The organism is Streptomonospora sediminis (genome assembly GCF_054778995.1).
In genome coordinates this window covers 24,772-37,952 of record NZ_BAAGYZ010000058.1, presented here as the reverse complement: position 1 = coordinate 37,952, position 13,181 = coordinate 24,772, and the positions used below count along the sequence as shown (strand labels likewise).

Annotated in this window: 11 protein-coding genes and 3 tRNA genes; 8 read left to right on the top strand and 6 right to left on the bottom strand. The window is 71.7% G+C overall.

All coding sequences use genetic code 11. From position 1 onward, the window contains the following. Window positions 1-236 precede the first annotated feature (236 nt). Both fxlM and ACYVD5_RS12195 read left to right on the top strand, forming a co-directional pair. Window positions 237-1,463: a methyltransferase, FxLD system gene (gene fxlM / locus ACYVD5_RS12200; protein ID WP_461001106.1), complete on the top strand. Its 1,227-nt coding sequence runs from the start codon at window positions 237-239 to the stop codon at window positions 1,461-1,463. A 205-nt stretch (window positions 1,464-1,668) separates the two neighbouring features. After that, a complete protein-coding gene (locus tag ACYVD5_RS12195) occupies window positions 1,669-2,070 on the top strand; it encodes a hypothetical protein (RefSeq protein WP_461001105.1) in 402 nt (133 codons plus the stop codon). Window positions 2,071-2,166: 96 nt separating this feature from the next. Here the strand turns inward: ACYVD5_RS12195 and ACYVD5_RS12190 are convergent. The 3 genes from ACYVD5_RS12190 to ACYVD5_RS12180 all read right to left on the bottom strand — a co-directional run bounded on the left by ACYVD5_RS12190 (window position 2,167) and on the right by ACYVD5_RS12180 (window position 2,439). Continuing rightward, window positions 2,167-2,243, bottom strand: a tRNA-Val gene (locus ACYVD5_RS12190). 14 nt (window positions 2,244-2,257) lie between these two features. Next, window positions 2,258-2,328: transfer RNA gene (locus ACYVD5_RS12185), tRNA-Cys, on the bottom strand. Window positions 2,329-2,367: 39 nt separating this feature from the next. Further along, window positions 2,368-2,439 (bottom strand) — tRNA-Gly (locus ACYVD5_RS12180). 172 nt (window positions 2,440-2,611) lie between these two features. Here ACYVD5_RS12180 and ACYVD5_RS12175 point away from each other — a divergent pair. The 3 genes from ACYVD5_RS12175 (at window position 2,612) to ACYVD5_RS12165 (ending at window position 6,555) form a co-directional block, all read left to right on the top strand. Further along, window positions 2,612-3,940, top strand: a complete 1,329-nt coding sequence (locus ACYVD5_RS12175) for a molybdopterin molybdotransferase MoeA (RefSeq protein WP_461001104.1) — start codon at window positions 2,612-2,614, stop codon at window positions 3,938-3,940. A gap of 201 nt (window positions 3,941-4,141) precedes the next feature. Next, window positions 4,142-4,849: a GntR family transcriptional regulator gene (locus ACYVD5_RS12170; protein WP_461001103.1), complete on the top strand. Its 708-nt coding sequence runs from the start codon at window positions 4,142-4,144 to the stop codon at window positions 4,847-4,849. Window positions 4,850-5,547: 698 nt separating this feature from the next. Next, window positions 5,548-6,555, top strand: coding sequence for a LysR family transcriptional regulator (locus ACYVD5_RS12165; protein ID WP_461001102.1), 1,008 nt, complete (start codon window positions 5,548-5,550; stop codon window positions 6,553-6,555). 161 nt (window positions 6,556-6,716) lie between these two features. Here ACYVD5_RS12165 and ACYVD5_RS12160 read toward each other — a convergent pair whose 3' ends face one another. Continuing rightward, entirely contained in the window at window positions 6,717-8,285 is a 1,569-nt protein-coding gene (locus ACYVD5_RS12160; protein WP_461001101.1) for an MFS transporter, read from the bottom strand. Between the two features lie 165 nt (window positions 8,286-8,450). Here ACYVD5_RS12160 and ACYVD5_RS12155 point away from each other — a divergent pair, with 165 nt between their 5' ends. Next, window positions 8,451-9,035 (top strand): TetR/AcrR family transcriptional regulator, encoded by a 585-nt coding sequence (locus ACYVD5_RS12155; protein ID WP_461001100.1) that lies wholly within the window; start codon window positions 8,451-8,453, stop codon window positions 9,033-9,035. Between the two features lie 364 nt (window positions 9,036-9,399). Then, window positions 9,400-10,155, top strand: coding sequence for an IclR family transcriptional regulator (locus ACYVD5_RS12150; protein ID WP_461001149.1), 756 nt, complete (start codon window positions 9,400-9,402; stop codon window positions 10,153-10,155). 56 nt (window positions 10,156-10,211) lie between these two features. Here the strand turns inward: ACYVD5_RS12150 and ACYVD5_RS12145 are convergent, their stop codons facing one another. After that, the gene (locus tag ACYVD5_RS12145) at window positions 10,212-10,742 is read right to left on the bottom strand and encodes a gluconokinase (RefSeq protein WP_461001099.1); all 531 of its coding nucleotides are present in this window, start codon (window positions 10,740-10,742) and stop codon (window positions 10,212-10,214) included. A 128-nt stretch (window positions 10,743-10,870) separates the two neighbouring features. Between ACYVD5_RS12145 and ACYVD5_RS12140 the strand changes: the two genes are divergently transcribed. Next, window positions 10,871-11,584, top strand: coding sequence for a FadR/GntR family transcriptional regulator (locus ACYVD5_RS12140; protein ID WP_461001098.1), 714 nt, complete (start codon window positions 10,871-10,873; stop codon window positions 11,582-11,584). 112 nt (window positions 11,585-11,696) lie between these two features. On the opposite strand, the gene ACYVD5_RS12135 is transcribed toward ACYVD5_RS12140, so the two are convergent. Then, window positions 11,697-13,160 carry a GntP family permease gene (locus tag ACYVD5_RS12135; RefSeq protein WP_461001097.1) on the bottom strand — a complete coding sequence of 488 codons (1,464 nt, stop codon included), beginning with the start codon at window positions 13,158-13,160 and terminating at the stop codon, window positions 11,697-11,699. Window positions 13,161-13,181: the final 21 nt, after the last annotated feature.

The window sequence follows — 13,181 nt, the reverse complement described above, 5'->3', positions numbered from 1 at the left end:
AGACACACCTGGGGCCTCTTTGGCGCCCACATATCGGTTATTAGGTCTGACGGTGCCAGTCAGTCCGGTTTCCGCGACCGCGAAGCGGCATTCGAGATCCTTCCGCTCGACACCCCGATGTCGAGCAGCGGCCCGGTGTCTTCCTCAGCCATGTCGCCTTCGCCACCGGGGACGATGCCGACGCCTCCGCCCGCCTGTCCACACACGCAACAACCGATGCAACGCGAATGGAGACCATGACTTCCGCCACCGACCCCGCTGACCTGCGCGAGGCACTCGTGAACCGCCTCATCGGCAGCGGCCACCTGCGCACCCCCGAGGCAATCGCCGCCTTCCGCCAGGTCCAGCGCGACCGGTTCCTGCCCGGTGTCGACCCGCACGCCGCTTACGCCGAGGACGCCGTTGCCACCAAGCACGACGAGACAGGCGAGATGATCTCCTGCATCTCCGCCCCCTCCATCGTCGCCACCCAACTGGAGCAGGTGGGCGCCCGGCCCGGACACCGGGTGCTGGAAGCCGGAGCCGCGACCGGCTACAACGCCGCCCTCCTCGGCCGCCTCGTGGCCCCCGCAGGCCATGTGTGGACGATCGACGTCGACCAGGACCTCGTCGAGGGCGCCCGCAAGAACCTCGCCGACGCCGGCGCCTCCAACGTCACCGCCGTCCTGGGCGACGGAGCGGCCGGTTTGGCCGACCACGCCCCCTACGACCGCATCCAGTTCACCGTCGGCGCCGGTGATGTCCCCGCCCGACTCCTCGACCAGTTGGCCCCGAACGGGCGTGTGGTCCTGCCCATGCGGATCCGCGGCAGCATCTCCCGCAGCTTCGCTTTCGAGCGTGACGGCGACACCTGGAAAACCGTTTCGTGTGAGATGGCGACGTTCATCCCCCTGCGCCACGGGGTGTGCGACGACATCTACACGCGCGTGCCCATGGCCGGCGAGGGCAACGTGCTCCTGGAGACCTTCAGCGAGCAGGAGGTGGACCGCGACGCCATCCGCACCGTTCTCGACGAACAGCAGGCCAAGGTCTACTCCGGCGTGAAGTTCCGCCAGGGCGACCCGTGGGAGTGGCTCTATTTGTACCTGGCGGCGGTGCTGCCCAACGGCCTGTCCCGCATGCCCGGCTCCCGCCCCGGCTTCACCCCGCACTTCGGCTGGGGCTCCATGGCCGCCCTCGACGGCGACAGCCTCGCCTACCTGACCGTGCGCGAAGGCGAAGATGCGCAGGGCCGGTTCTGGGAAATCGGCGTTATCGGCCACGGCCCGCGCGCCACCGGGCTCGCCGAGCAGGTCGCGGCCGAGATCGCGGAATGGGACCAGGGCTGGGGCAATACCGCACCGGCCCCCACCTTTCGCATGGCCCTCGGCGAATCCCGCAACAGGCTGAGGGCCGACGATCCGCGCTTTGTCATCGACAAGCCGCACAGCCGCCTGGTCATCGACTGGCCGCGCCGCAGCTGAGCCCATGACCCCCCGATCGCCACCCGCACTGACCCACCCCCGCTCGACCGAGGACGCGAATCAGGGGTAGCTCTCATCACCCGCGGAAGGCCTTGCAGCTTTGTGTTCTGCATCGTCGGCGTGTACGGGCAGTATCGGTTCGGAGGTGCAGCCGCCCACGGGCTCCCGCAGAGCTTGCGCTCACGAAGTGCGTCGCGGGATCCGGATGCGCACAGTAGAGCAGTTCGCGCGCATCCGTTGGGGCATGTATGGGCTGGCGATGTGGGCGATGCCGGCCGTGGTGCTGTGGCTGGCGCCCGACCTGGCGCTGCGCGGCGAGGCCGCCAAACGCCGCACCCGCATGCGCCGCACCCACCGCACGTGGCTGGCCGAGGACGGGATTCCTGAGGTTGCGCGGACGGCTCGGCTGGGGCATCGGATGCGGGGGATGGGAAACGTCTGCGAAAACGTCACCCCGGCGATGAAAGAACAGGTGTGCACGGTGCTGGAGGAGCGCTGGCAACGGAGCCTGCACGCCCTCAAGGAAACCGAGCGTCAGTGGGCCGTGGAGAAGGTTCCGCGGCTCGGTGAGTACTACCGTGCACCGGGTGCGAAGCGGGCGTCGTGACCGTCCCGGAGCAAGATCGTCTCCAGATTCGCTCCACGACCGGAGCCCGCGATAACTGAACAAGACCGATGAACGGCCTCTGACCTGCGATGATGCTGGTGGGCGATACAGGATTCGAACCTGTGACCTCTACCGTGTCAAGGTAGCGCTCTAACCAACTGAGCTAACCGCCCCTAGGTGTAACCGGAGGTGGAGACGGGATTTGAACCCGTGTAGACGGCTTTGCAGGCCGTTGCCTCGCCTCTCGGCCACTCCACCGGACTCTTGTGAGGGTAGGGGACCCCCATGGTGTCTCCGAGCGGACGACGGGATTCGAACCCGCGACCCTCACCTTGGCAAGGTGATGCTCTACCACTGAGCCACGTCCGCGTACGCTCCGGCGCCTCCCTGCTTGGGCTGCGCCGTTGTCGTGCAGTTAGAACTGTAGCGGAAAGTCAGCAGACGGCAAATCGGCGGGCGGGTTGACAGCGGGGTTGTTGGGGGCCGCAGATATACAAGGGGCACGCTGGGGTGAGACGTCGGGGTTGGCCGGAGGAGTGCGATGGTCCGGTGCGGGAACGCTGCGACTGTGCTGCCGTGGGCGCAGGCGCGTGAAGAGGCTCGGCGGCTCGGGGCCCGCAGTGGGCGTGCCGGCGGCGAGCGTGCCGTCGCGCTCGGCGGAGCGCTCGGGGCGGTGCTCGCACGCGATCTGACGGCGCTGGTGGGTGTTCCGCCCTACGACGCCTCGGCCATGGACGGATACGCGGTCGCCGGGACCGGGCCGGAGTGGGCGGTGGTCGGGCAGGTGCTGGCCGGTGCCGCCGATGCGGCGCCTCCGCTGCTCCCCGGGCAGGCGGTCGAGATCGCCACCGGCGCCCAAGTGCCCGCTGGCGCCGACGCGGTGTTGCCCTACGAGTCCGTCACCGCTTCCCCGGCCGGGGGAGAGCGGATACGCGGTGAGATCGCTGCTGGCAAGCATGTGCGCCGGACGGGTGAGGACACCGCCGCCGGTGAGACCGTGGCGCCGGCCGGTACCGCCGTCACGCCCGCTGTGGTCGGCCTGGCCGCCTCCCTCGGCCACGACACGCTCCTGGTGCGCCGCCCCCGTGTGGCGGTGGTCGTCACCGGCGACGAGATCACCGCTGCGGGCAGGCCCAGCGGTGGCCGGGTCCGCGACGCGATCGGTCCGATGGTGCCCGGTATCGCCGCCGGATCGGGGGCGGAGCCGGTGGGAGCGCCCCGGTTCCTCCCGGACGGGTTCGAACCGATGGCGGCGGTCCTGCGCGCCGCCGGAGGCGCCGGATACGGTGCGGCCGACCGCGGAGGCCCGGCCGCGGCGGACGCGCCGCCGCACCCCTTGCCGACCCCGCTGGCGGACCTGTCGGTGGACGTGCCGGCGGCCCCGCTCGTGGACGTGCTGGTGGTCTGCGGCGCTTCGTCAAAGGGCCCCGCGGACCACCTGCGGGGAGCATTGGCCGGGGTTGGGGCCACGGTTGTGGTCGACGGGGTGGCCTGCCGCCCCGGCCACCCGCAGTTGCTGGCCCACCTGGGCCCGCCCGAAGACCCCGGGACGGTGGTCGTCGGCCTGCCGGGCAACCCGAACGCCGCCCTCGCCGCCGCAGCGACCCTGCTGATGCCGGTGCTGCGCGCCATGGCGGGCGGTCCGGACACCGACACCGTGTTGGCGCCGTCGATGCGGGTCAAGGGCGCGATCCAACCGCACGCCCACGACACGCGGCTGGTGGCGGTGCGCGTGGCCGGAGGCCAGGCCGAACCGGTGGGCCACGACCGGCCCGGTAGTTTGCGCGGTGCCGCGCTTGCCGACGCCTATGCCGTCATCCCGCCGGGCTGGCGCGGTCCCCACGCCGCCCTGCTGTGGCTGCCGCGTTGAAGCCGCCCGGAGCCGCACGTCGGTAGGTTGGTGGTGCGGGTAGCCCGGTAGTCGGGAGCGGGCGCCGCGCTCGCGCCTGCACGCGGGTTCCGGGCGCGCGGATCGGTGCGGGCCGGGCCGGGCCCGCCCTGGCCTAGACTCGCACCCGGAAATCCCGTACTCGCAAGGGCGCTCACTCGTAGCCGACGAAAGCCGCGAACAATGACCTCGTCCCATCTCGACAAAGGCGTGCTGGCCAACCCGGTCCAGCGTCCCGCGCCGCTGCGTGACAGCGTCTACGACGCGCTGCTGGAGCTGATCACGCGGCGCCGGCTGCCGCCTGGACGCCACCTCGTCGAGAGCGACCTGGCCGAGCAGCTGGGCGTCTCCCGACAGCCCGTCCGCGAGGCCCTGCAGCGGCTCAGCAACGAGGGCTGGGTCGACCTCCGCCCCGGCTACGGCGCGTTCGTGCACCAGCCCAGCGAAAGCGAGGCCGACCAGCTGCTGGCGGTGCGGGCGCTGCTGGAGACGGAGTCGGCCCGGCTCGCCGCGGGCGCGGCCACCGCCGAAGGTGTCGGCCGGCTGCGGGAGCTGTGGCGTTCGGGTATGGAAGGGCTGGAGCGCGGCGACACCGACGCGGTGGTCGACCGCAACGCCGAACTGCACCGCTGCATCGTCGAGCTCGCGGGCAACCAGGTGCTGGCCGGACTCGCCGGCCAGGTGGCGCGGCGGGTGCGCTGGTACCACGGGCTGGTGGTGCAGCGGCGCGGTCGCGAGTCGTGGGAGGAGCACGCGGCCATCATCGACGCGATCGAGGCGGGCGACACAGAGCGCGCCGCCGCCCTGATGCGCGAGCACACCGAGGCGACCCGCGTTGCATACCACGAGCAGGCCGCTGATGACCCGGCTGAGGAGCCCGCCGGTATCTGAGGGTTCGCGGCCGGTGCCGGCGCCTGCTTCCGCTGCGGAGCTGTCGCGGAGCCCGGGTGTTCCGGGTCCCCACCGCCCGGTCGTCCCCGTGCCGCGGCGGGCGCCTGCGTGTTCGGGGTGCGCTGATGCGCGAGCACGCCGAGGCGACCCGCGTTGCATACCACGAGCAGGCCGCTGATGACCCGGCTGAGGAGCCCGCCGGTATCTGAGGGTTCGCGGCCGATGGTGCCCCCTGAACCGCTGCGGAGCCCCGTAGTCCCGGTGCCCTGCGGCTCGGCCGGTTCCGGCCCTCCCGTGCCGCGGCGGGCGCCTGTATGTCCCCTTGTGCGTTGCTGTGTTCCGCTGTGCGCCACTGCAGTGGGTGCGGCCGACCCGCAACCCGGCCCCGCCCGGGCCGCCGCGCCTCGGCGCGGCGCGCTCCGGCCGTGCCCGGTCGTCAAGGTCGTTCTCGCCACTCCCGGCCGCCCCTGCCGCCCCGAGTTCCCGGGCGGCGCGGCCGCCCGCGGATGAATTTGGTGCTACGCCTGGCGCGAATGTGGTGTAAGACACCACAATGAAGATTCGACCTCTTCTGCTGAAGGGGTAGCGATGGCGGCTGCGGCGCCGGGCTGGTTGGCGCCGGCGGCAACGCCGACGCCGGGGCCGGACAACCCCTGGGTCCGGCCCCGGTCGACATCGCCTCGGATCGGGGAACGGGGATGCTGATTCGCCAGTTCGAATACCTCGTGGCCCTGGCGCGGGAGCGGCATTTCGCCCGGGCCGCTCTTGCCTGCCATGTTTCCCAGCCGGCGCTGTCGGCCGGTATTCGCAAGCTCGAAGCCGAGCTGGGGGTACCCATCGTGCGCCGCGGCCACCGTTTCGAGGGTTTCACCCCCGAGGGCGAGCGCGTCCTGGGCTGGGCCACCCGCATCCTGGCCGAGTGCGACCGGTTGGCCGCCGATGTCGAGACCGTGCGCGAAGGCCGCATCGGCACCCTGCGTGTGGGGGTGCTACCCGAGGCGGCGACCGCCTTCGGGCGCATCGCGGCACTTTTCGGCGCCCGCAACCCGCGGGTGGCGCTGCGCGTGCGCAGCATGCCGGCGCCCGAGATCCAGCGCGGCCTGGCCGATAACGCCCTGGACTGCGCTGCGGTGCGTACGCCGCTGGATCCGGCCCGCTCGCGCGGCCGGGCGGTGCTGTACCGGGAGCGGCCCGTCCTGCTGGCGGCCGAAGGCGGCCGTTTCGCCGAGGGCACGCAGGCGGAGTGGGCCGACCTCGCGCGCGTGCCGCTGTGCCGCCTGCTGCCCGACCCGCTGTGGCCGCGGGTGGCCGACGCCGTTGCCGCGACCACCGGCGAGGACCCGGTGGTGCGGGTGGAGGTCGACTCGCTTCCCGCGCTGTTCGAGCACATCAGCCTGGGCGGCGGTTGCGCGGTCCTCACGCATTCGTGGTTGGCCGGCGATGTACCCGGCGGGTTGCGGGCGGTCCCCATGGCCGGGACCGCTCAGGCGACCGGCGTGGGCATCGCCATCGCCGAGCAGCATCCCGAGCCGCTGCTGGCCGCCGAGCTGGCCGCGTTCGCCCGCTCCGTGCCGCTGCAGGGGCGCTTGGACGCGGTGCTGTCGCAGCCCGCCGCCGAGGACGGCGGCCTGGTACCCGAGCCGCGGGTCTCGGGGGCCGCGGCGGAGTCCGCGCACCGGACCGCCGAGGTGCCCCCGGACCGCTGAGGCGGGCCGGGCGCGCAGGCGGCCGCCGCAACGGCCGCTCCCGCTCCAGCCCCTGGCCCGGTGCCACTCTGGCCTGTCCCGGCATCCGTATCCGCGCGCCCCGCCCGTCCCCAGCCCCGGCTCCCACGTTCGCCGGCACCGGTGCGCACGGCTCCTCCACCTCAGCGCCGCGGGTCCGCCCGACCGCCCGCGGCCGCGGCATGGGTGCGCTCGCGCAGAAACACCCAGGCCACGACGCCCGCTGCGAGGGTCACCCCCGCAGCGAGCGCGCTGGTGACCTGCACGCCGTCGGTGAACGCGTCCCGGGCGGCGGCCATGAGCACCGCGGCGGTTTCCGGGGACAGGCCGCCATCGGCAACCGCCGACGCCCCGCCCAGTGTTTCGGAGGCCGCGGCCATCGCCCGGTCGCCCACCCCGGCAACGTCGCCCAGCCGGATCCGGTAGACGGCGGTGAGCAGGCTCCCCAGCAGCGCGACGCCCAGCGCGCCGCCCAGTTCGTAGGCGGTCTCCGAGACCGCAGATGCCGCGCCGGCCTGCTGTGGCGGGGCCGCTGTGAGCACGGTCCCGTTCGTCAGTGTTTCGGCGAGACCGATACCGGTGCCCAGCAGTGCGAAGGCCACCGCCATCAGCCCGGCTCCGCCGCCGGGCAGCAGCGCCATCAGTACGAAACCGGCGGCGACCAGTGCCAGCCCCGCCGCCACCACCGCCGCCGTACTCAACCGCCGCGACAGCGACACCGCGGCGAAGCTGGCGGCCACCGACAGCACCAGGCCCGGTACCAGCGCGAGCCCGGCCAGGATCGGGCTGAGCCCTTCGACGAGCTGCAGGTACTGGGTGAGCGCGAACAGCGAGGATGCCATCGCGAACACGAGCATCAGGTTGGTGCCCACCGCCGCGCTGAACCGGCGGTCGGCGAACAGCCGCACGTCGATCATTGGATCGGGCAGGCGCTGCTGGCGGCGTACGAACACGGTGCCCGCCGCCAGACCTGTGGCGAGGGCGGCCAGGGCTCCCGCCGACCACCCGTGCTCGGCCAGGTGCTTGATCCCGTATACGGCGGGCAGCATCGCCCCCAGCGACAGCAGCACGCTGGGCAGGTCCAGCCGCCCCGCGCCAGGGTCGCGCGATTCGCCGACCAGCAGGGGCGTGGCGATGAGGATCAGCGCCATCACCGGCAGGTTCATCAGGAACACCGATCCCCAGTGGAAGTGCTCCAGCAGCCACCCGCCGACGATGGGGCCCAGGGCGGCCCCGGCAGAGAACCCCGACGCCCAGATGGCAACGGCGGTCAGGCGGCGGCGCTCGTCGGTGAAGATGTTGCGCAGCAGGGACAGCGTCGAGGGCATCAGAGTGGCGCCGGCCAGTCCGAGCAGGGCGCGGGCGGCGATGAGGATCTCGGGGCTGGGGGCGTAGGCGGCCAGCAGCGAGGCGGCGCCGAAGCCGGCCGATCCGGCCATCAGCAGCCGCCTGCGCCCGATGCGGTCGCCCAAAGACCCCATGGTGACCAGCAGACCGGCCAGCACAAAGGAGTAGATGTCGACGATCCACAGCAGTTGGCTGCCGCTGGGGGAGAGATCGGCGCTGAGGTAGGGCACGGCGAAGCCGAGCACCGTCATGTCCACCGAGATCAGCACGACGGGCAGGACGAGCACGGCCAGCGCCGCCCAGTCGCGGGCGCCGCCGCCGCTGCGGGTGGCGGGTGCCGTCGGGGTGCGGTCGGCCGCGGCCATGGGTCTGCTCCGTTCGCTGCTGGGCCGGCTGCGCCGGGGTCGGCGCTTCCGGTGGTGCTGTCTGCGGTTTGCCGCTGTGTCGTGCGCGATGGGGTGTCCATGCGCCGTCGCCTTCAACTGTACCGTCCAGACGGTATAGTGCCATCCGGCCAGTACAGTCGGGGTGTGAGTTCTACGACGCGCGACCGCATCCTCGACGCTCTCGAAGGCATCCTGATCGACGAGGGCGCCCCTGCGGTCACACTGGAAGCGGTGGCCGCGGCGGCGGGGGTCTCCAAGGGCGGACTGCTTTACCACTTCCCGAACAAGTCCGCCCTGATGACCGGGCTGGTGCGGCGGCTGACCGCCCGCGCCGAGGACGAGTTCGCCGCGGCCCGCGCGAGCCCGGAGGGCGTAACGCGGTTCTATCTGCGCACGTCGCAGCCTGGATCGGTCGAGGATCCCGAACTGTACCTATCGGTCATCGCCGCGCTGCGCAGCAAGGAGGGAATCCCCGAGGAGGCCGGCGAGCTGCTGGGCAGGATGTTCGCGCACTGGTCGGATCTGCTGCACGAGGAGCTGGGCGACCCGGTCCTCGCCGAGACCATCCGCTTGGTCGGCGACGGCCTGTACCTCGCGGCCATCACCGGGCTGCACCACCCCGATCCGCGGCTGCTGCAGGAGGTCCTCGACCGCCTCACTGCCCAGGCCGACGCTGCGCGGGGTGCGGGCACCGGCACCGGGCAGGCGGATCGGGGCGGTTCAACCTGAGCCCTGTCCGCCCCGGGCCCGTCGGTCCTCGGACCGCCCCGCACCGGTCCCCGCTGCATTCCGCACCGGTCCGCGCCGCTTTGCGTACCGGCGTGTGCAGCGCCGGGGGAACCGCAGCCGGTGGGCCCACCGGTGCCCAAGGGGCCCCAGTTCCCTGTGTATAACGATTTGACCTGCGATAACACCAAGTCGGACGGATGTGTCCAGGGAGTGTCCAGGTTCGACCACTATCGTGGGTCGCATGGCTTCCAACGACCACCGCGCAGGAAAGAGTCAAAGCACACTTGGTCCGGAACGGATCGAGCGGGGGTCGGGCGGTGAAGCAGAGTCGACCAAGTCGGGCTCGGGCAGCAATGGGGCGCCCGTGCAGTCGGTCGACAGGGCGATCACTGTTCTGGAGATCCTCGCGCAGCACGGCGAGGCCGGGGTCACCGAGATCGCGGCTGAACTCGGCGTGCACAAGTCCACGGCGTTCCGGCTCGTTGGAGCCTTGGAGCGGCGCGGGCTGGTCGAGCAGCCGGGGCTGCGTGGCAAGTACCAACTCGGGTTCGGCATAATCCGTCTCGCCGGAACCATGGCGGCGGGCTTGGACCTCACCCAGCAGAGTCGGCGCGTCTGCGAGGACCTGGCCTCCGAACTGGGGGAGACGGTCAACATCGCCATACCCAGCGGCGACATGGTCGTCAACATCGACCAGGTCCGCGGGGCCTCGGCGATCGTCAGCCAGAACTGGATCGGCAGGCAGAACCCACTGCACACAACCTCCACCGGCAAAGTACTGCTGGCGTACATGCGCGCCCCCGATCAGCGCCGGGTGCTGCGAGGGCGCTTGGAGGAGCTCACCCCCCAGACCATCACCAACTCCGACAGCCTGCGGGCCGAGATCGACGAGATCCTCGAACGGGGTTTCGCCACGGCAGTGGAGGAACTGGAGCTGGGCCTCAACGCGGTCGCTGCGCCGATCCGGGGGCTCACCGGCGAGGTCATCGCCGCACTCAGCGCGTCGGGCCCCTCCTACCGGATGGAAGAGGACAAGCTGTCCGCCATCGGCGAGACGGTCTGCACGGCCGCTATGGAGATCTCGATCCGCATGGGGCACATGGAGACCGTCGACACCTGACCCCGATCCGATACGCCGCCGACTATCCGTGCGGGCTCTGCGGCCCCTGCGGACTCCTAAGAGCCGGCCCCGTGGCCCAGTGCTGCGGCCACGATCCGGGCGGCACGCTCGGTGACCTCCTCCGCAGGGGGTGCGATATCGAGCGTGGCGCCCGGTTCGTCGTCGCCCAAGGGCTCCAGGGTGGACTGCTGGGAGCGCAGCAGGGTCTCGGGCATGAAGTGGCCCTTGCGCTCGCGCAGCCGGGCGGCGATGAGTTCGGTCGAGCCGTCCAGGTGCAGGAACCGGACGTCCGCAGCGGCGGCCCGCAGGATGTCGCGGTAGGGGCGCTTGAGCGCCGAGCACGCCATGAGCGTCGACTCCCCGCGCCGGTCGTGTTCGGTGATCCACTCCGCCAGCGCCTCCAGCCACGGCCGGCGGTCGTCGTCGGTCAGCGCGGTACCCCCCGACATTTTGGCGACGTTGGCCTCGGGGTGGAAGTCGTCGGCCTCGGCGAAGGGCAGTCCCAACCGCTTGGCGATGGGTTCGGCCACGGTGCTCTTGCCCGTACCCGAGACTCCCATGACGACGAAGTGCGTGGCTTGTGCCATTCCTTGCTCCAACCGTGCGGATCTGTGAAACCGCTCTGCGCGGGTACTAATAGTGTTACCAATCAAGCGCCGCTGTGCGGCGGGCGCCCGGGGGATCCGCCACCGGGCGGGGCCGAAGGAGACCTGCAATGGCCGCTTCCGACCACCGGACCCTGCACAACCGCGTCCTTGCGGAGGTGGGCCCGGCCATCGCCGCCGGCGAGTACGAGCCCGGATCCGTTCTTACCCTCGACCGTTTGGCCCAGGACTACGGGGTTTCGCGCACCGTGGCACGCGAGGCGGTACGCGTGCTGGAGTCGATGCGCATGGTCGTCAGCCGCCCCCGCACCGGGGTGCGGGTGCGCCCGCCCGGGGAGTGGAGCGTCTACGACCCCCAGCTCATCCGCTGGCGCCTGGCGGGGCCGGGCCGCATCCAGCAGCTGCGGTCGCTGACCGAGCTGCGTGCCGCCGTCGAGCCGCCCGCAGCCGCCTTCGCCGCCCGGCGCGCCTGCGCCGCCGACCGCGAGGACATCGCCGACCTCAACGCGCGTATGGTCGCCACCGGCAGCAGCGGCGACCTGGAGGGGTTCCTGCGCCTGGACATCGAGTTCCACCGCCGCATCCTGGATATGTCGGGCAACGAGATGTTCTCCGGCCTGTCCGGAGTGGTCGCCGAGGTCCTCACCGGTCGCACCGAGTACGACCTCATGCCGAGCCTGCCCCGGCCCGAGGCGCTGCGCCTGCACACCCACGTCGCCGACGCGATCGCCGGCGGCCTGGCCGATGTCGCCCAGGCCGCCATGCACGCGATCGTCGACGAGGTCGTGGCCGCCCTGGAGGACGAAGCCGCCGGGACCCGCTGAGGCCTCCCGCGGCTTTGCCCTCCGGTGCACCGGACCCGAAGGTCGTCTCCGGTGGGACCCGACCGCCCTTGGCCTAGGAAGCGGCCCGGGCAGGCGGCCCGCCGGAAACCATCTACAGGACCAGGCTCAGCAGCGCGGCGAGCGCGAAGCCGACCGTACCGATCAGGGTCTCCATGACCGTCCAAGTGCGCAGCGTCGTCTTGACGTCCATGCCCAGGAAGCGGCCCACCAGCCAGAAACCGGAGTCGTTGACGTGGGAGAGCACGGTGGAGCCGCAGGCGATCGCCACCACGATCAGCGACAGGTCGATGGTGCTCAGCGAATCGGAGTTCGCCACCAGCGGGGCGATGAGCGCGGCCGTGGTGGTCAGCGCGACCGTGGCCGAACCCTGCGCCACCCGCAGGCACGCCGCGATCACGAACGCCGCCACGATGACCGGCATGCCGGTGTTCTCCAGGCTGCCGGCCAGCGCCTGGCCGATGCCGCTGATCTCCAGCACGCCGCCGAACATGCCGCCGGCGCCGGTGATGAGGATGATCGAGCAGACCGGGCCCAGCGAGGCGTTGGCGAGCGTCTCGACGTAGCCCCGCGAGAAACGGCCCGGAGCGAGTACGACCATGGCCACGACCGTGGTGATCAGCAGCGCGATGGGCGTCTGGCCGATCAGGATGAGCGCCTTGACCCAGGCGGCGTCGTCGGACACGGTGCCGGTGGCGGCCAGGGTGGTCAGCCCGGTGTTGGCGAAGATCAGCAGCATGGGCAGCAGCAGGATGCCCAGCACCGTTGTGACCCGCGGGGCGTTGCCGGGAACGTCCTCGCCGGCGGGCGCGGACGGCTCGGCCGTCTTGGTCGCGGTGCCGCCGGAGGAGGGCGCCGGAGCGCTTCCGGAGCGGCCGGCCTCGTGGGCGGCGGCGCCGAACTCGGCGGGAGCCGGCAGGTGGATGCGGTGCCCGGCGTAGAGCCCGTAGAGGTAGCTGGCGATGTACCAGGTCGGCGCGGCCAGCACCAGGCCCACGATCAGCGTGATGCCCATGTCGGCATTGATCTGGCCGGCGGCGGCCACAGGGCCCGGGTGCGGCGGCACAAAGGCGTGCATCACGGCGAAGGCGCCCGCGGTGGGCAGCGCGTAGAGCAGGACCGAGCCGCCGAGGCGGCGGGCGACGCTGAAGACGATCGGCAGCATGACGATCAGCCCGGCGTCGAAGAAGATCGGGAAGCCGAAGATCAGCGAGGCCACACCCAGTGCGAGCGGTGCGCGCTTCTGGCCGAAGGCCCTGATCAGCGCCCCGGCGAGCACGGCGGCTCCGCCGGTGACCTCCAAGAGCCGGCCGATCATCACGCCCAGGCCGACGAGTAGTCCGACGCTGGCGAGCGTATCGCCGAAGCCGTAGAGCATGGTCGGGACCACGTCGTCCAGCGGAATGCGGGTGGCCAGTGCGACACCCAGGCTGACCAGCACGAGCGCAACAAACGCGTGCAGTCTGAACCAGATGATGAGCACCAGCAGCACGGCGATCGCTGCGCCTGCTATGAGCAGCAGCGGCGCCGTGCCGTATGCGGGGTCAATGGGTTCCACGGGTTCCTCCGGGAATGGGGA